The sequence below is a fragment of the Parabacteroides sp. FAFU027 genome (genome assembly GCF_022808675.1).
Taxonomy (GTDB): Bacteria; Bacteroidota; Bacteroidia; order Bacteroidales; family UBA7332; genus CAXXIC01.
The window spans coordinates 56,746-75,212 of the sequence record NZ_JAKZKV010000009.1 but is presented as its reverse complement, the minus strand read 5'-3'; the positions used below and the strand labels follow the sequence as shown (position 1 = coordinate 75,212).

8 protein-coding genes are annotated in these 18,467 nt (G+C 42.8%); all 8 read left to right on the top strand.

Translation table 11 applies throughout. From position 1 onward, the window contains the following. Positions 1-21 precede the first annotated feature (21 nt). The 8 genes from MLE17_RS13950 (at position 22) to MLE17_RS13915 (ending at position 18,455) form a co-directional block, all read left to right on the top strand. Positions 22-1,326, top strand: a complete 1,305-nt coding sequence (locus tag MLE17_RS13950) for an acetylxylan esterase (RefSeq protein WP_243349326.1) — start codon at positions 22-24, stop codon at positions 1,324-1,326. Between the two features lie 982 nt (positions 1,327-2,308). Further along, a complete protein-coding gene (locus tag MLE17_RS13945; RefSeq protein ID WP_243349325.1) occupies positions 2,309-5,620 on the top strand; it encodes a pectinesterase family protein in 3,312 nt (1,103 codons plus the stop codon). Between the two features lie 89 nt (positions 5,621-5,709). Then, complete coding sequence (locus MLE17_RS13940; protein ID WP_243349324.1) at positions 5,710-7,737, top strand: GDSL-type esterase/lipase family protein; 2,028 nt, start codon at positions 5,710-5,712, stop codon at positions 7,735-7,737. A gap of 134 nt (positions 7,738-7,871) precedes the next feature. Continuing rightward, positions 7,872-11,330, top strand: coding sequence for a pectinesterase family protein (locus MLE17_RS13935; protein WP_243349323.1), 3,459 nt, complete (start codon positions 7,872-7,874; stop codon positions 11,328-11,330). Positions 11,331-11,793: 463 nt separating this feature from the next. Then, complete coding sequence (locus tag MLE17_RS13930) at positions 11,794-12,387, top strand: RNA polymerase sigma factor (RefSeq protein ID WP_243349322.1); 594 nt, start codon at positions 11,794-11,796, stop codon at positions 12,385-12,387. Between the two features lie 132 nt (positions 12,388-12,519). After that, positions 12,520-13,527, top strand: coding sequence for a FecR family protein (locus tag MLE17_RS13925; RefSeq protein WP_243349321.1), 1,008 nt, complete (start codon positions 12,520-12,522; stop codon positions 13,525-13,527). Positions 13,528-13,695: 168 nt separating this feature from the next. Further along, entirely contained in the window at positions 13,696-16,935 is a 3,240-nt protein-coding gene (locus MLE17_RS13920; RefSeq protein ID WP_243349320.1) for a TonB-dependent receptor, read from the top strand. A gap of 11 nt (positions 16,936-16,946) precedes the next feature. Continuing rightward, a complete protein-coding gene (locus MLE17_RS13915) occupies positions 16,947-18,455 on the top strand; it encodes a RagB/SusD family nutrient uptake outer membrane protein (protein ID WP_243349319.1) in 1,509 nt (502 codons plus the stop codon). Positions 18,456-18,467 lie beyond the last annotated feature (12 nt).

Sequence of the window (18,467 nt, the reverse complement as noted above, 5' to 3'; positions counted from 1 at the left end):
AATTAAAAAATATAATGACAAATGAAACGAACCTTCTTATTCCTATTTTCTTTCCTGCTTTTCGTCTCTACGTTTGCAGAGAACTATCCCTACCAAAGCGATGTACTCTGGGTGACAACACCCAGCCATGCAAACTGGCTATACAGGTTAAATGAAGAAGCCAAAATAACGGTGTCACTTTATGAATACGGTGTTCTAAAAAGTGATGTAAAAATAGAATACAGTATTGGCCCGGACATGATGCCTGTTACCAAAACAGGAACAGTAATCCTGAAAAACGGAAAGGCGGAAATATCGTTGGGTACACTGTCCCGTCCCGGATTTAAAGATTGCCAATTGACCGTAACGCTGAATGGTGAAGAGTATAAACATCACATCAAACTGGGTTTTGAGCCTGAAAAACTGACTCCTTATACAAAGTATCCATCCGATTTTACCGATTATTGGGAAAAGGCGAAGGCAGAAGCTGCAAAATGCCCGATGGAGGTTGTGAAAGTATTTATTCCTGAATATTCCAATGATAAGGTGGACTGTTATCTGGTTAAACTACAGGTGTATAAAAAGGGAAGTTACATATACGGTTACCTGACTATGCCCAAAAAAGAGGGAAAATATCCGGTAGTGGTATCTCCACCCGGAGCAGGCATTAAACCGATGGAGCCGTCAAAGGACCTCTTCTATGCCGAGAACGGATGCATTCGTTTCGATATGGAAATTCATGGTATTCGTCCGAATCTGGATACCGAAACCTATCAATCCATCAGTAAGGCATTTGGAAATGGCAATAACAGCTATTTAGTGAACGGTCTTGAAGACCGGGATTCCTACTATATGAAAAAGGTTTATCTTTCATTTCCGCGTGTAATTGACTACCTGACCTCTTTGCCTCAATGGGATGGTGAAAATGTCATTGCCCAGGGTGGAAGTCAGGGTGGCGCACTCGCGTTGGTTGCCACCGGGCTTGATTCCAGAGTAACGGCTTGTGCCGCAAATCATCCGGCATTAAGTGATATGGCCGGCTATAAGGACAACAGAGCCGGTGGTTACCCTCATTTGTTTACCAATTTTACGGGCATGGATACCCCGGAGAAACTCAAAACGCTGGAGTATTACGATGTTGTCAATTTTGCAAGACAAATAAAAGTTCCGGTATTTATGACCTGGGGGTACAACGACAATGTCTGTCCGCCTACCACCAGCTATATTGTCTATAATACCCTGCAATGTAAGAAAGAGGCATTGATTACACCTGTGACTGAACATTGGATTTCACAGATAACCCGCCATCATATCTTGGATTGGATTAAAGGGAATCTCCGGAAATGATGGTTGCAGGAGTAATCTTATTGTAAAGTTACTACAGAAACACCGGTGAGCGGCACTGAATAATGCGAGGATGTTTAGCCTCCCGCTGGCGCGGGTTTTAGCGAAAGCGTAACCCGTGCAAAAAACAAAGACAGCTTGTAGCTGCTGCATCCAAAGCAAGGTTATTTGTCGGACTATTTTATAACAGAGAATTCTCTGAATTCTAAAACAGCTACAAGCTGTTTGGATTTCCAGCATGGGTTATGCTACGCTAAACCCACGCTAAAGGGGATTCCTCACCGGAAATGCATCATCGCAGTAAAAGAGTGCGTTATCGCACACTTTTATTGCGTTCACGTATAAAAAGTATGCGTGCACGCACCAAAAGTGTGCGATCACGCAGTAATTGGGTGCGCAATCGCACGCCAAGTGTTAAACGTCGCACACTTTCCGTGCGTGATCACAGTAAAAGTGTTAAACATCGCACACTTTTTGTGCGCGATCGCATGAAAAGTGTAGGATTGGGCTGTTTATGGCACACGGATGACACGGATTTGGACGGATGGGCACGGTTTTTTTTCTCCCGCTGGCGCGGGATTAACGAAAGCGTAACGTACCCAAAACAAAGACAGCTTGTAGCTGTCACATACCAAGAAAGGCTATTTGCCGGATTATTTTATTAATAGAGAATTCTCCGAACTCTAAAACAGATGCAAGCTGTTTGGATTTCCAGCACGGGTTATGCTACACCAAACCTGCGCTAAAGGGTACAATCGTAACTTACAACTTATAACTCACAACTTACCACTTCTAATAATTGGTACAAAATGTAGTGTTTTTTGGTCTACTTCTACTGTAGTTCACCTTGTACCAGTTCATCTACCTGTTTTTACCCGTTTACCTCCGTTGCCCGGCAAACCCAACTGCTACATTTGCCAAAGCAAAAGGGCTGTTATAGTCCTTGCTGTATGCTCTCTTGTATCTAATTCTTAAAACATTACGCATGAAAAAAATTTCCGTTTTTTTGATTGCAATGCTATTTGCTGCAATCAATTCATGGTCAGAAGAAAAACTGCTCTATTCTGACAACTTTCAAACCTGGGCCACGACAGCGTCGTCGACAACGCCTACAGCAATAGACAAAACCACTGATTTCTCAAAAGAAACACTGACATTTACTTTAAGTGAAGTATCGGTGGATTCTGCCGGAACAAATACGAAGTTTAATTATAACATCTGTACCGCCGGTTATCTAATGTGTGCCAAAACGACTACTCCGTATATTCAGACATCAGCTTTAAAGTCAGTTACACGAATCTATTTTGTTGAAGCAGCTACCGGTAGTTCCCGCGGTTTCCAGGTATGGAAAAAAGCAGATGGCGATGCCGATTGGGTTTCGATTTATAATAGTTATGCAACCCCTGCAGGTGGTGACAGTACCACCATTTCCATCCCGGGGAACAACACTAACGTCCAATTGAAATTTACCAATCTCAATTCAGCTCAGAACGCATATCTTACTGATTTGAAAATATGGGGGGATTATACATCGACTGCCCAACAGGTAACTCTTTTGACATCCGGCAATATCGCAGAAGCCGGAACGATTATCCGAACCCCTGCCAGCGATAAATACGATATAAATACTTCGGTAAAGCTTACCGCCGCAAAAGCATTCGGCTATAAATTTATCAAGTGGGTGGATGGCTCGGATAACGAACTATCAACTGATAATCCCTATAATGTTGTGCTTGATGCCGATAAGACTATAAAAGCGGTATTTGAACCGGTCTCTACATTTAATTATAACGTAAATATTCAGGGAAGCCAGTGGGGGAAGGTGACATTGAATCCATCTCCGACTAACGGAAAATATGAAACGGGTACAGTGGTGACTATGTCAGCGATTCCGAATGCCGTTACAAACTTCCTCAATTGGGAAGACCAGACGACCGGACTGTCACGCACTATTCAGGTTATATCAGATACAACCTTTACCGCCTCATTCGATGAAATACCGTTTATTGTCGGCTGGAATTTTAGCGCGCAGACTCCTAACTCTGAACGTCAGGGTGACTATTATTCCGAGACTTCCAATATAGGCTTGTTCTCTTTGAAGAATGCCGATGGAACTACCGCTAACTGGTCTGCCAGTACGGGGCTCTTTTCTCCTTCGTATCCCTGCATCCGTATGTCAAATCCGGCAGCAAATTTTTCTACTCCGCGATATTGCCAGACCTCTTTTTCAACAGTGGGTTACAGGAATATTCGCATTAAGTCGATGGTGGGAGGTTCCTATCACATGTATCCGGTTGTTAAGCTCCAATACTCTGTCGATGGGGTAACCTTTACCGACCGCAAACAGGTGGATGTAACTCCGGTCTATAACTCCGGTTGGGTGAATCTGAATGACACATTACCGGCTGAAGCTGAAGGACTGACGAGATTATATGTTCGCTGGATTGAAGATACAAACAGTTCTCCATTGTTAGGCAATGCCACCGACATAGATGGAACTACCCTGACTAATATTTATGTGTATGCCGACAAGGTAGTTATCAATGATGAGATTGCTCCTACGCTTATTTCAACCGTACCGGCTGAAGGTTCGACCAGTGCTTCTGCAAACGGGTCGATTGTATTGACTTTTGATGAGAAGCTGAAAGCCGGAACCGGAAGCTGTACACTGGGCTCGACTGCTTTAACTCCTTCATTTGGGTCAAAAACAGTAACATTCGCCTATAGCAAACTAAGCTATAATACCGATTATACCTTTACGGTACCAGCCGGTGCGTTGACCGATATTGCCGGAAATCCTTATGCCGGAATAACCATTCATTTCAAAACCATGAACCGTCCGCAACCGATTGCTAAGGTATTTGATGCCATTGTCGCAAAAGATGGAAGCGGGACTTACACAACTATTCAGGCAGCTATTGATGCGGCTCCGTCGGGTGCCACAAATCCGTATCTGATTTTTGTGAAAAACGGCACCTATAACGAACACGTTGATATTCCTTCAACCAAGCCGTTTATCCACATGATTGGCCAGTATCGTGACAGTGTGGTGATTACCGATAATCGTTTGTCAGGTGAGGATGGTGACCCTAATACTCCGACTTATAGTGTTGACCCGGGTGCAACCGTAGTGGTCAAATCAAACGACTGCTATTTTGAGAATATCACCTTTAGCAACAGCTATGGCTACCTATCACAGGCAGGTCCTCAGGCATTAGCATTATATACTAATAATGATAAAATGATTTTCAAAAACTGTTGGATGCGTAGCTATCAGGATACCTACCTGACCGCCAGTAAGATGGGCTACCGTGGTTACGTGGCAGATTGTAAAATAGAAGGAGCCGTTGACTTTATCTACGGACAAGGCGATTTCTACTTTGATAAATGTACAATTTACTGTGTACGTCCGACCGGAGGTTACATTGTAGCGCCGAATCATAGTGTGGGTACTCAGTGGGGTTATGTATTCAGCAATTGTACCATTGATGGAAACAAAGGGGTTGTAACCTATCTCGGACGTCCATGGCACGAGGCTCCTAAAACCTCATTCTTCAATACTATTTGCAAAATCAGTATTTATCCTGCCGGATGGTGGTATAAGATGGGTGGAATTCCTGCCATTTTTGCCGATTACAACACGATGGATGCCAATGGCAATCTTCTTGACTTGAGCCAGCGTATTTCACAATATGAATATGATGTGACTAACACGGACGGGTCAATAACCACTGTTAAAGGTACTGCTAAAAACTCATTTACTGATGCCGAAGCCGCTCAGTTTACTTATGAAAATGTGACTAAAGGAACTGACGGTTGGGACCCGAAGGTTAAAACGGAAAAAACAGAAGCTCCGGTGGTTACTGTATCCGGTAGTTCTGTATCCTGGAACGCGGTTGATTATGCCATCTGCTATGTCGTAACACTAAATGGTAAAGTGGTAAATGTAAATACATCGACCAGCTACCAGCCAATGACAAGCGGGGCTGTTAAAGTTCAGGCTGTATCCGAGTTCGGAGCTTTAAGTGTAATGTCAAACAGCGTGCAAATCAATAATGTGGCGTCTGCGGTCAAACCCAATACCGGTGATGAAATCCGGATTAGTCAATATGCCGGATATGCCCTGCTGAATAATTTGCCTGAGAACGCCAGAATCAACGTATTTAACTTTAGTGGAATGTTGCTTTACAGCAAGAAATGTACCACCGATAATATTACCATTCCGGTAAATCAGAATTTAGTTTTACAGGTAATCACACCAGATGCGGTAAAGGTATTTAAACTTCTGAACCGCTAACTCAGACTTACAAACAGAGGTTGACTCTTGTACAAAACCTAACAGGTTTCAAAAACCTGTTAGGTTTAATCCAAAATAAATAAAGACAAATGAAATCCAGAATTTTTACAGCGTTCCTTTTGGTTGCATTCTGTTGTAACCTACTCTATGCCCAGTTGACCATCCATACTATCGGAGATTCAACAATGGAACAGAAATCGACCGATTCTACCTCTAATCCAAACGGACAAAGGGGATGGGCTCAAATGCTTACTCAGTTTGTAGTCAATGGCGCTGTGGTCAATGACCGCGCAAAGAGTGGTACTAGTTCCAAAACTTTTTACGAAGACAAAGATTCTTATGGCAACTACCGTTTCTGGGCTACCGTAAAACCTCAGATTAAATCCGGAGATTATGTGATTATCCAGTTTGGCCATAATGATGAAAAAGATGCTGGTTGGCAAAGCGCACACTATGGAGTAGCTTACACCGGTATCGGTACAAATCCGTGGGAACAATATACCCAATACCTGATTAAGTATGTGAATGAAGTGCGTGCTCTGGGTGCAACTCCGATTCTGTTTACCCCGATTGTGCGTAACGGATTCACCGGCAGTACCATGACAGCAACAGCCTGTCACAACATCGGCACCGATTCAATTGGTCGTCCGCTTGATTATCCTGCGGCTATGCGAAAAGTGGCTTCGGATATGAATGTGGCGTTGGTTGACCATACCTTGCTGACCAAAGCATATTGCGAAAGTATTGGTCAAAGTCAAACCACCTCGTTGATTTATAACGTGGGTGATGGAACTCACTTAGGAATTTTCGGAGCCACTACTTATGCGCGTTTGGCTGTCAAAGAGTTGATTCGTCAGGGGATACTTGCTAATTACCTGAATGCTAATCCTGATATCCTGGTGAGTCCGACCGGTCTGTCCTATGGAAAATGCTATGTCAATGCTTCTTCGGTTTCACAGCTGAGTTTAAGTGGTACTGATTTGACCCCGGAAAGTGGAACTTTAACAGTTACGGCTCCGAATGGATATACACTTTCCACTTCGCAAAACGGAACCTACAGTCAGACACTTCAGTTTAACTATACTTTGGGGACGATTAATCTGACCAATTTCTATGTGAAATTCAAACCATCTGTCGAAGGAAATTACAACGACAGTATTGTCCTGACGAATGGTGTTAAAACCAAAAAGATTAGTGTGACAGGGCAATGTATTACATTGACCGGTCAGAATGCCAGTGCTTACTGGGAACTTTCAGCCGCACCGGGTGCCGCTGTATCACAGGGACCGATAAACGTGATTCCTGAAACATATAGCAATATGGCTTTGCAAAGTTACGCTGCACCAGGCTCTACCGCGACCTGGAGTGGTGCAACTACCAGTTGGACGGGTGTTGCTTTGACGTCGACAACAAAAAACCAACGTAACCTGATTGCCAATTCCAATCCGGCCGGAACATGGCCGGCAGGGGATATCGACATCGTAAATAACCGTTTTATGCAGTTTGGGGTAACAGCCATTGAAGGAACCGTTTTTGATATTGACTCGATTGGCCTTTATGGCGGTGGCGCCGGAGGTAGCGGAATGCGTTTTAAAGTTTACATTTCAAAGGACTCGTTATTCAGCGACCCAAATTCAACGGTAATGATTGGTGATCGTGGTACTGTGGCTAATACCAGTAACCAAATGTATCCTGTAACTTATAATAAACTGGTCGAACTTACAGCCGGTCAGAGCCTTTATCTGCGTGTATATCCCTGGTACACCAGTTCTGCATCGGGAAAAACCATTTGTTTGTATGGAGTTTTGATTAAAGGTGTGGTATCAACAAGTCCGATGGCTGTAAATGCTTTTAAAACCGATAACCGGAATATTTCCTGTTTCCCGGCACAGACGACCGGTAAAACGACTTTACAATACGGTCTTTCCAATACATCTGATGTGAATATCTCATTAATGACGATTGACGGACGCATTCTCAAAACTATCCGGAAGAGTAATCAGGCTCCGGATATGTATCGGGAAGAGCTCGATTTGTCAGCATTCCCATCCGGTATTTATCTCTGTTCTGTAATTTCAGAAAATCACATTCAGACTATCCGAATCATTAAAAAGTAAATCCGGCTGTTCAAATCTTTCTATCACAGAGAGTCACAGCGAGGGCTTACCGAATCTCTATAGTTCTCCGAGCCTCTCTGTGGTGAAAAAAATACTCTGAATAATACCTATAGCTAACTTTAAATCCAGTATTTATGAGAAAATCTCTATTTCGGTGTCTGTTGTACACCATTTTAGTGTTAACCTCCATGGGGCTGAAAGCGCAAATCAAGCTGGCCTCATGGAACTTCAACAACACGTACACCACGTCAACCAGTGGCGATAGTACGGTTTATACCCCGACTACCACTGCCGCGACATCATCGCTCTCGTTTAACAGCAACTCTAAATTTAAGGTTTATCCGGATACCGCTGTAACGGCGATTCTGAATTATGCCTTTAATGAAGTGGGAACTACCCTGCAACAGCGCTCCGGTTACAATAACTATGTGGCAAGAGTCCAGTATGCCGGACCTTGTACTTATACTGTTTATACGGACGGAACGGTTCATAAGAACTTTTTCCAGTTTATTTTCCCGACCAAAGGATATGATAATATTACAGTGAACTTCAGTTTTGCCGGAGGACAAAGTAATACAGCCGATTTCCTGAGGTTAGTTTATTCAACCGATAATGGCGCTTCATGGATAGATGCCGGAGTCAACTATAATGCACTGGCTGGTTGGTGGTTGTACAAAGCTTATTCAACTACCATTGCGGCGAAAAATAAAGATAAGGTCATCGTTCGGTTATTGACCAATACTGCGTCCACAAGTACGTCTGCTAATTTAAATATCGATTATCTCCGGATTTCAGGGACTGTTTACGTGCCTCCAGTAAATCCAGTGCATAAAGTAACGACTACGGTATCTCCGGCAGGAGCGGGTGGAATCTCCATTTCTCCGGTAGGTAACGAGTTTGATGAAGGTACAAATGTGACACTGACCGCTTCAAGCCGTAGCTTTGGGTACCAGTTTAAGGAGTGGCAGGATTCAAAAGGAAATGTATTGTCATCCACGTCTCCATTTACCTTTAAGCTGATGACCGACACCTCTGTGGTTGCCGTTTATCAACCTCTGACCACTTACAATTTTAATGTAAATGTGACCGGAAGCCAATGGGGGCAGGTATCGTTAAGTCCAGCTCCCACCGGAGGTAAGTATGAGGCCGGAACTACGGTGACTATGACTGTCGTTCCAAACAATGTAACCAAATTCAGCTATTGGGATGATTTGTCAACTACAACTTCCCGTACTGTGTTGGTTAACAACGATGTCACTTATGCTGCAACTTTTGACGAGATTCCGTTTATTGCAGGTTGGGATTTCCGGGTGGATTCTCCCAAATCATCAAGAACCGGGGATTATTATTCGGATAGTGCGAATAAGGGCGTTTTCGATATGTTGAATCAGGATGGTTCGGTGGCCAGCTGGTTGTCTCATACCGGAGCATTTAATCCCTCTTTGCCATGTGCTTACAAATGGACTGCGGGTACCAGTTTTGCAACCAATCAACGTTACTTCCAGACTTCATTTTCGACAACCGGATATAACAATATCGTTGTGAAATCACAGATTGCCGGTAACTACCAGCATTACCTGACACAGAAAATGCAAGCTTCCCTGGATGGAACCAACTTCACCGACCTGAAGACTATGAATGTCTCAACGACTACGTGGAGCGACTTTAATGATACGCTTCCGGCTCAGTACTCAAACCAGAACAGAGTCTATATCCGTTGGGTACCTGATGTAACCAGCACATTGTTTGGAAATACAACTGATGCTGACGGAACTGCACTCACAAATGTATTTGTATATGCAGATAAAGTTCAGGCCAATGATGTTACTCCTCCGACTCTTGTTTCTGCTGTACCGGCAGAAGGTTCCTTTTCAGCTCCGGCAAATGGTACGATTGTGCTAACTTTCGATGAGAGGGTAAAGTCAGGAACAGGAAACTGCACGCTTGGCTCTACGGTTCTGACTCCATTATTTGGCTCCAAAACCGTCTCATTTACCTATAGTAAACTCGCTTACAATACCGGTTATGCCGTTACTATTCCAGCGGGAGCATTGACCGATATGTCCGGAAATGCTTATCCGGGATTGACTCTGAATTTCCGCACAATGAACCGTCCGGTTCCGGCAGCCAAACTGTTTGATGCCGTTGTTGCCAAAGATGGTACAGGGGATTATTCCACCGTTCAGGGGGCAATTGATGCAGCTCCGGAGGGACGGGCTATTCCATGGCTGATTTTTGTTAAAAACGGACGATATAAAGGACACGTTGACATCCCGGCCAACAAGCCTTATCTTAACCTGATAGGTCAGAGCCGTGATAGTGTAATTATCACCGATTCCAGATTATGCGGTAAATCAACTGTTTTCCCTGATTCGACAGTGTATGCGGTTGACCCGGGGGCAACTGTTGTTGTAAAATCAGCAAACTGTTACTTTGAGAACATTTGTTTTGAAAACCAATTCGGATACGAAACGGTAAGCGGCCCTCAGGCATTGGCTCTGTATGCGCTTAATGACCGTGTTATTTTCAACAATTGCTGGATGAGAAGTTATCAGGATACTTACCTAACGGCTTATGGAAGTACTTCTTACCGTCATTATGTGAAGGATTGTCGTATTGAAGGAGCTGTTGACTTTATCTATGGAAGTGGAGATGTCTATTTTGATAAATGTCTGATTTACTGTACACGTCCTTCAGGTGGATATATCGTAGCTCCAGGAAATCTGGCTGGTACAAAATGGGGGTATGTATTCCAGAATTGTACAGTCGATGGACCGAATGCTTCTTATACTACATATTTAGGCCGTCCGTGGGCAAATTCTCCGATGGCATCGTTCTTCAATACCACGCTTAAGATTGGGGTATATCCAGCCGGTTGGTGGTACAAAATGGGAGCGATTCCGGCCATTTTTGCCGATTACAACACGATGGATGCCAACGGCAATCCGGTTGACATGAGTCAACGTATCTCAAACTATGAGTACGATGTGAAAGATGCCAACGGAAACGTTATCAATACCGTTAAAGGCACTGCTAAGAGCTCGTTTACCGATGCAGAGGCTGCCCAATATACTTATGAAAATGTGATGTCAGGTTCAGACGGTTGGGACCCGAGAGCCATCATCGAGCCGACAAATGCCCCATCTAACGTCATTGTTACATCCGGTGGCGCAATCAGCTGGAATGCGACTGATTATGCTATTTGTTACGTTGTTAAGAAAAACAATAAGGTAATCGGTTTTACGAAGAACGCCAGCTTTACCGATGCGGCTTATACATCCGGAGCAACCTACAAGGTGACTGCTGTAGCCGAGTCTGGTGCATTAAGTTCTGAATCAATTGCTGTATTCAGTGGTGTTCCGACTCAAATCATTTCAGCTAATACTTCACCGGTTAATGCTTATTTTGAGAATAATAACCTGGTTGTGACCGGGCTTGAACCGGGTTCTACCGTATCGGTTTATTCGTTTGTGGGAACTTTATTGGCAAAACAGACGGCAACATCCAATTTATCGACTTTTAATTCTATGCCATCCTGCATTGTAAAGGTTAGTTCTAAGAGTATTAATTGTAGTATTAAGGTCATGAAATAGAAAAGAGCAACAAGTCCTGACAACTGAATTCCCGGATTATTTCAATATTTGTCTTTTGTAAATAGAAGAGCTTAAAGTGAGAACGAAATTGCCCCTGCTAGTCACAGGGGCAATTTTTTATTATAACAGTGTAAGTGCTGTCATACAGCCGTTTTGATTATATTTGTAACAATGATGCTCCTTTCTGATTACGGACAAAAAGCGAAACATTATCCTCTGAAATTGTATTGTGATTAATTAACAATTAGAGCGTAACGGATCTTCCCTCATTGTTTGTGTATTACAGTAGTGAACGACAAATAATGATGTATCAGGGATCGGATACTATCATTCACTAATAACCGGCATCAAATTAACCTTTATCTGATAAGCAGAATAGATAACCTACATTTACCCGGGATTATTTATTGACCTTATTGATTAAATTGAACCCTTTTTACCTGAGCAAAATATATCCAGTACTATGAAAGAAGATATAAATAATGACCGGATACTTCTCGAAAGATTAAAGAACGGAGATATCTCTTGCTTCGAAATTCTATACAGCAAATACAGCGGTAAGCTTTATAACTATGTCCTGAATATATCGAAGGGCGATTTTTACCTGGCCGAAGAGATTGTACAAAATGTATTTGTCCGGATTTGGGAAATCCACAGGCATATTGAGACCGAAGGTTCGTTCGGTTCATTTGTATATACCGTGGGGAAGAATATGTTTTTGAATGTAATCAAGAACCGTATGCAGGAATATCTATACCACGATTACATCATAGAGCATGCGTCGGAGCTGGATAATACGGTGGAAAAAGAGGTAGAGTATAAAATGCTGGAGGAGCAGATCAATAAGCTGATCGAACAATTACCGCCTGCCCGTCGTAAGGTGTATATCCTGAGCCGGGTAAAACATTTGCCGAATAAAGAGATTGCAGCGTTACTGGATATCTCTGAAAATACGGTAGAGTCCCAATTGACAAAAGCAACCCGGTTTATGAGAGAAAATCTGTCTCCTTATTGTGAAATAATCGCGCTGGGACTCTTTCAATTCTATGTGAGTTAAATAGAGTGAATATTTTAATCGGGCGTAACGGATAACTTGATTTGGATTGTGTAATATACAGATGGCCGGAAATCAGAACCGGAGTTCAGTCAGAACAGACCGGGTGATAACGGGCTTATAAGAAAGAAAACAATGGAAAAAGATAATAACATCATATTGCTGGAACGATTCTTTGAAGGAAAGGCAACGCGGGATGAAGTCCTGCATTTGTTGTCTCAACTCAGAAAAGAGGATTTCGAAAAAGGGTGGATGGATAAACAATGGGAAGAGGCTTCCGATAAAATGAACCCGGAAGTGCAAAAGCGCATTTTCCGGAACATACAGCAAAAGACGGCAGTAACCGGTCGTCCGGTTATAAACTGGAAACAAATCAGTCTGATTGCTGCGTCGGTATTACTGGTATTGACAACCGGACTCTCCCTGTTTTTATACAACCGGACCACAACGCTTGCACCTTTGGCGGATATGAATATATCGGTGGATAAGGGACAGAAAGCACGCATAACATTACCGGATGGAAGTCATGTGTGGATAAACTCAGGATCAAAGGTCACTTATGGTACCCGATTCAATCAAAAAGAGCGGATTGTCAATCTAGAGGGAGAAGCCTATTTTGAAGTGGCCAAAAAGAAAGACGCTCCTTTTATTGTTCAAAGCGGAGATTTTTCCGTTGAGGCGCTGGGGACCGCTTTTGATGTGAAGGCTTATCCGGATGAAAACCTGATTTCGGCAGTGTTGGTTCACGGAAAAGTAGAGGTGGGTGATTCAAAAAATAAAATCAGGTTAATCCCGAATCAAAAAGTGGTATACGATAAAAGTGACCAGAGTATGAAAAAGATGGAGGTCGATGATGCGGAGCTTTATTCGGGATGGCGGAATAATGAACTTAACTTTGAAGGGGAATCCTTTGGAAATATCGCTTCTATTCTTGAACGTAACTATAACATAAGGATCATATTTAAATCGTCAAAACTTAAGGACTACCATTATACGGGAAGAATCAGCAATACCAGTCTGGAAAGCATATTGCAGGTATTTACGATGACTTCCCCCCTGAAATATTCCATGAAAGACTCCATAATCTATTTGTCGGAGAATACGCAGACGGCTTCTTTCTACAAATCGATTCTGAGTAAATAAATAATACAGTTATCTATGAGAAAAATTTACCGGATTCCTCCTTAAAAAAAAGAGGGGAACGCATAACTCATTCCCCTTTGCCAATGATTTGTGTAGTGTGCTTATGTCCGCAAAAACTTTAAGCAACTTATTGTCAATCATCTAATTTACAAATGTAAGAATTAAACTATGAAAAACAATTCTATCTTCAGGAAAAGTCATTATACCCGCTTTTTCTGTCTGGTGGTCTTGAGCTTTTTTGCCGTATCAGGGCTGTTTGCACAGGTTACTGTGAATGTGAAAAATCAGCCTATTCGCCAGATACTTAAGACAATTGAGAAAAATACAGAATACCGGTTCTTCTATAATAATGATTTTGTTGCCCTCAACAAAGTCTCATCCCTTTCTGTAAAGAACTCAACGATCGATAATGCCTTGAAACAGTTGTTCACCGGGACTGGCATTAGCTGGGAGAAGAAAGAAAATAACCTGATCGTGCTGACTCCCGATAAAATCATCAATGTTGAAAAAAAGTCGTCAAAAGGGATTACCGGGACCGTGAAAGATTCCAAAGGTGAGCCCATTATTGGCGCTAATATTGTGATAAAAGGAACCACAAACGGTACGATTACGGATGTCAATGGTAATTTCTCGATGCAGGCACCGGAAAATACCGTATTAACGGTTTCATACATCGGTTTCTTACCGGCAGAAAAGAATATCGGTAAGTCGGGAGCGGTATCTATCATTCTGCAGGAAGATACAAAACAACTGGAAGAAGTTGTGGTAGTGGGTTACGGTACGATGAAACGCAAAGATGTAACTACTGCTGTTACTACTGTTTCAACAAAAGATATCACAGAACGTCCGATCGTTTCAGCAGCACAAGCTATACAAGGTAAAGCTGCCGGAGTACAGGTCATGCAGCCGAGTGGACAGCCCGGAGCCGGTATGGTGGTGCGGGTACGCGGATCTTCTTCTATTACTGCCAGTAATGATCCGTTGTATGTAGTGGATGGTGTGCCCATGACTGAGATTAACTTTCTGGCACCATCTGATATCGAATCAATGCAGATATTGAAAGATGCCTCTTCGGCAGCCATATACGGTTCAAGAGCATCAAATGGTGTGGTTTTGATTACGACCAAAAACGGTGCCAAAGGAGATGCGAAAATTTCACTAAGCTCTTACTATGGGGTCAGTAATGTGATTAAACACATGAAATCATTGAACGTGGCACAATATAAAGAGCTGATGGATGAAAACGGAGCAGTAGTGTTGCCTGACGGCCTGAAAGATGAAACCGATTGGTTTAATGAAACCTACCGTACAGGGTTGAATCAAAACTATCAGTTGTCCGTTTCAAATGGAAACGACAAGATGAGATATTTTATCTCAGGTGGTTATACCAAAGATGCCGGAGTAATCAAAGTAGCCTATTACGAACGGTATAACCTGAGAGCGAATCTCGAGAATCAAATCAGAAGCTGGTTTAAACTGTCTACCAATATGGCTTATTCAGACTATTCCAGCAATGGTATTATTTCAGGTACAGGGGCAAACCGTGCCGGTGTGGTATTGTCAGTGATCAATACTCCGACTTACGGTAAAATCTGGGATGAAACCAATCCGGGCTGGTACTATAATAATTTTTACGGAGCCAATGTAACACATCCGGTAGAGAATATGTCCCGGACAAAGGATAACAATACGGATAATAACCGTTTTCTGGGAACAGCAACCGGAGAGATTACTTTTTCTCCAGCATTGAAGTATAAAACAACCAATTCTTTGGACCGGGTTTATTATAACTATACCAGCTTTCTAGACCCGGTATCTACTTCGTATGGACGCTCACAGTATGGTTCGGCATCCGATACCCGCTCATTAAGTACCATCCTGATCATGGATAACATTCTGACTTATGACAAAGTATTTGGAAAACACACTGTTTCAGCCTTAGGAGGTACATCCTATACAACTTCGCAATGGTCTCAATCCTATCAGACAGCAGATCACTTCTCCGGTTCTGATATCAAAACGCTGAATGCGGCGAATAAAGTATCACAGGGTAACGGAACATCAGCTTCCGATTGGGCCATTATGTCTTATATCGGACGTCTGGCGTACAACTATAACAGCAAATATCTGGCAACCATAAATTTCCGTTCAGACGGTTCTTCCAAACTTGCCCCTAAAGGCCGTTGGGGATATTTCCCATCAGCTTCAGTGGCATGGCGTATTTCATCGGAAGATTTTATGAAATCCTATTCCTGGATCAATGACCTGAAATTGCGTGGCGGTTGGGGTAAAACAGGTAACCAATCGGGGATCGGTGATTATTCCTATTTGCAGCTTTACGGAATCAGTCGTCAAAACTGGTGGGAGACCGGAAAAGCAGATGCGATGGTGACCCTTTATCCATCAAATTTGAAAAATGAAGATCTGACCTGGGAAACTACCACTCAATCCAATATCGGTGTGGATTTCACGATGCTAAACAACAGATTAACCCTGAATGCAGATGCATATTACAAATACACAACTAATCTGTTGATGAATGTGCCTCTTCCGTCAACCGCTTCAGTAAGCAGCATCTATAGAAATGAGGGTGAAATGCAAAACAAAGGTCTTGAATTTGGAATCAATTCCAAGAATATTACCGGGAAATTCCAGTGGGAAACGGATTTTAATTTCTCGATGAACCGAAACAAAGTGACTAAACTTACATTGCAGAAGATATATTATGATGGGGTTACTTCTGAAGCAACCAGCGAATATGCCGTTCGCATGACAGAAGGTAAACCGCTGGGTATGTTCTGGGGATATGTCAGTGAAGGTGTTGATCCTGAAACCGGTGATATCAAATACAAAGATCTGGATGGTAATGGCAAAATAACATCCAGCGATAAAACATATATCGGTAATCCTAATCCGAAGTTTACCTATGGCCTGACTAACAATTTCTCTTATAAAGGCTTCAATCTGAATGTCTTTTTCCAGGGGTCTTACGGTAATGACATTTACAACGCTTCACGCATTGAAACAGAAGGTATGTATGATGCTAAAAACCAATCGACCGAGGTGCTTCGCCGCTGGAAGATTCTGGGACAAATTACCGATATACCAAGAGCTGTCAGAAATACGGATAACATCAGAACTTCAACCCGCTTTATTGAAGATGGCAGTTACCTGAGATTGAAAACACTGACCCTATCTTATAATGTACCTTCCAGGCTACTGAAGAAATGGTCAATAGGAAAGATCCAACCCTATCTTACCGCTCAGAATCTGTTGACTCTGACTAAATACAAAGGCTTTGACCCTGAGGTTAACCAATGGGGAGGAAGTTCAATGGTTCAGGGAATAGACTGGGGCTCATACCCACAGGTAAAAACCTTCATTTTTGGGGTAAATGTCGAATTATAATGTAAAATGCCATGAGAAAAGTATTCAAACATATATTGGTGCTGGGAACAGTAGTTTATTCGCTGGCTTCCTGTGATCTGAACAGAAATCCGATTTCCGGTTTTAGTGAACTTACAGTCGGACAGAAAACCGATACATCGAGTGTGAAATATGCAACCCGGGCTGAAATGCTGGCGCAATATCAGAGCATGTATAATAGCATCACTAATTCACAGGAAGGGTGGTATCTTGATTTCCTGGTCTATACAGAGACACATGCTGACAATGCGTATTGCGGAACCTCCGGTAGCGAACTGACCAGTCTGGAACAACAGACACAGGACGGCACCAACAAAAACATTGAGCGAGACTGGAATTCATTTCTGGGTCAGATAACTACAGCCAACCGTATCATTTGTAACATAGATTCAGTGCCTGACCCGGCTCTTACATCAGCTGAAAGAGTACAGTGGAAAGCGGAAGCCAGAATATGGAGAGCCTGGATGTTATTTGATATGGTTCGTTTGTGGGGAGATGTGCCTGTGGTTACACAGGAGACTCCGGATATTACTTCTGATAATATCGAGCAAATCTATCCATTACTTTATCCATCCAGACAACCAGTTGCAAAAGTCTATGAGCAGATTATTGCAGATTTGACAGAAGGAGAGAAAAATGCACCGAATATTGATGCAGTCAATAAATTCGTCCTGTCAAAAACCGTAGCAAGAGCATTGTTGGCGAAGGTATATGCCGAGAAGCCGATGCGTGATTACGCCAAAGTTATTGATTATTGCTCGAAGGTACAGGCAGACGGCTTGTCATTGGTTGCTTACACCGACCTCTTTGCCGTTAATGCTGCTAAAACTGATTGTAAACTCAGAAATTCCGCTGAATCCATTTTCGAAATCGTATATCCTCAGGGTAGCGGTAACTGGGTAACCTGGATGTTTGGTATTGACCTTTGTGATCCAAGTAGTACATATAACTGGGCCAAATGGATAACTCCATCCCGTGACCTGATAAAGGCTTTTGATAATGAAGGTGATGCTATTCGTGAAAATGAAGCGATAGTATGGGGGCAACCGTCATGGAGCAACCACTATCCGTCATCACATTATCCGTTCATGTACAAAACCCGCTCTAAATACAACAGCATTATCAAACTTCGTCTGGCAGATATCCTTCTTTTAAAAGCGGAAGCTTATGTGGAGCAAAACAGCCTGGCAGAAGCCGCTGCTTTGGTTGACCAGATTCGTTCCAGAGTTAATCTCTCCGGTTTGTCATCAACTACCAAAGCTTCACCGGATCTGATGCGTGAAGCTGTACTGAAAGAACGACGCCTTGAACTGGCATTTGAAGGACAGCGCTGGTTTGACCTGCTACGCACCGGAAAGGTCTTCAACGTGATGAATACGTTAAATGCGAGGGATGCAGGCCGGGCTAAGATGGCAACGGTTAATGATAAGAATATCTTACTTCCTGTTCCTCAAACCCAATTGGATAAAAACCCGAGCCTGACTCAGAACGAAGGTTATTGATACACGGCTTTA

Bases quoted from the DNA above. Each gene is read 5' to 3' on its own strand.
- MLE17_RS13940 (WP_243349324.1), top strand. From the start codon at position 5,710: ATGAAATCCAGAATTTTTACAGCGTTCCTTTTGGTTGCATTCTGTTGT.
- MLE17_RS13920 (WP_243349320.1), top strand. From the start codon at position 13,696: ATGAAAAACAATTCTATCTTCAGGAAAAGTCATTATACCCGCTTTTTC.
- MLE17_RS13925 (WP_243349321.1), top strand. From the start codon at position 12,520: ATGGAAAAAGATAATAACATCATATTGCTGGAACGATTCTTTGAAGGA.
- MLE17_RS13915 (WP_243349319.1), top strand. From the start codon at position 16,947: ATGAGAAAAGTATTCAAACATATATTGGTGCTGGGAACAGTAGTTTAT.
- MLE17_RS13935 (WP_243349323.1), top strand. From the start codon at position 7,872: ATGAGAAAATCTCTATTTCGGTGTCTGTTGTACACCATTTTAGTGTTA.
- MLE17_RS13950 (WP_243349326.1), top strand. From the start codon at position 22: ATGAAACGAACCTTCTTATTCCTATTTTCTTTCCTGCTTTTCGTCTCT.
- MLE17_RS13930 (WP_243349322.1), top strand. From the start codon at position 11,794: ATGAAAGAAGATATAAATAATGACCGGATACTTCTCGAAAGATTAAAG.
- MLE17_RS13945 (WP_243349325.1), top strand. From the start codon at position 2,309: ATGAAAAAAATTTCCGTTTTTTTGATTGCAATGCTATTTGCTGCAATC.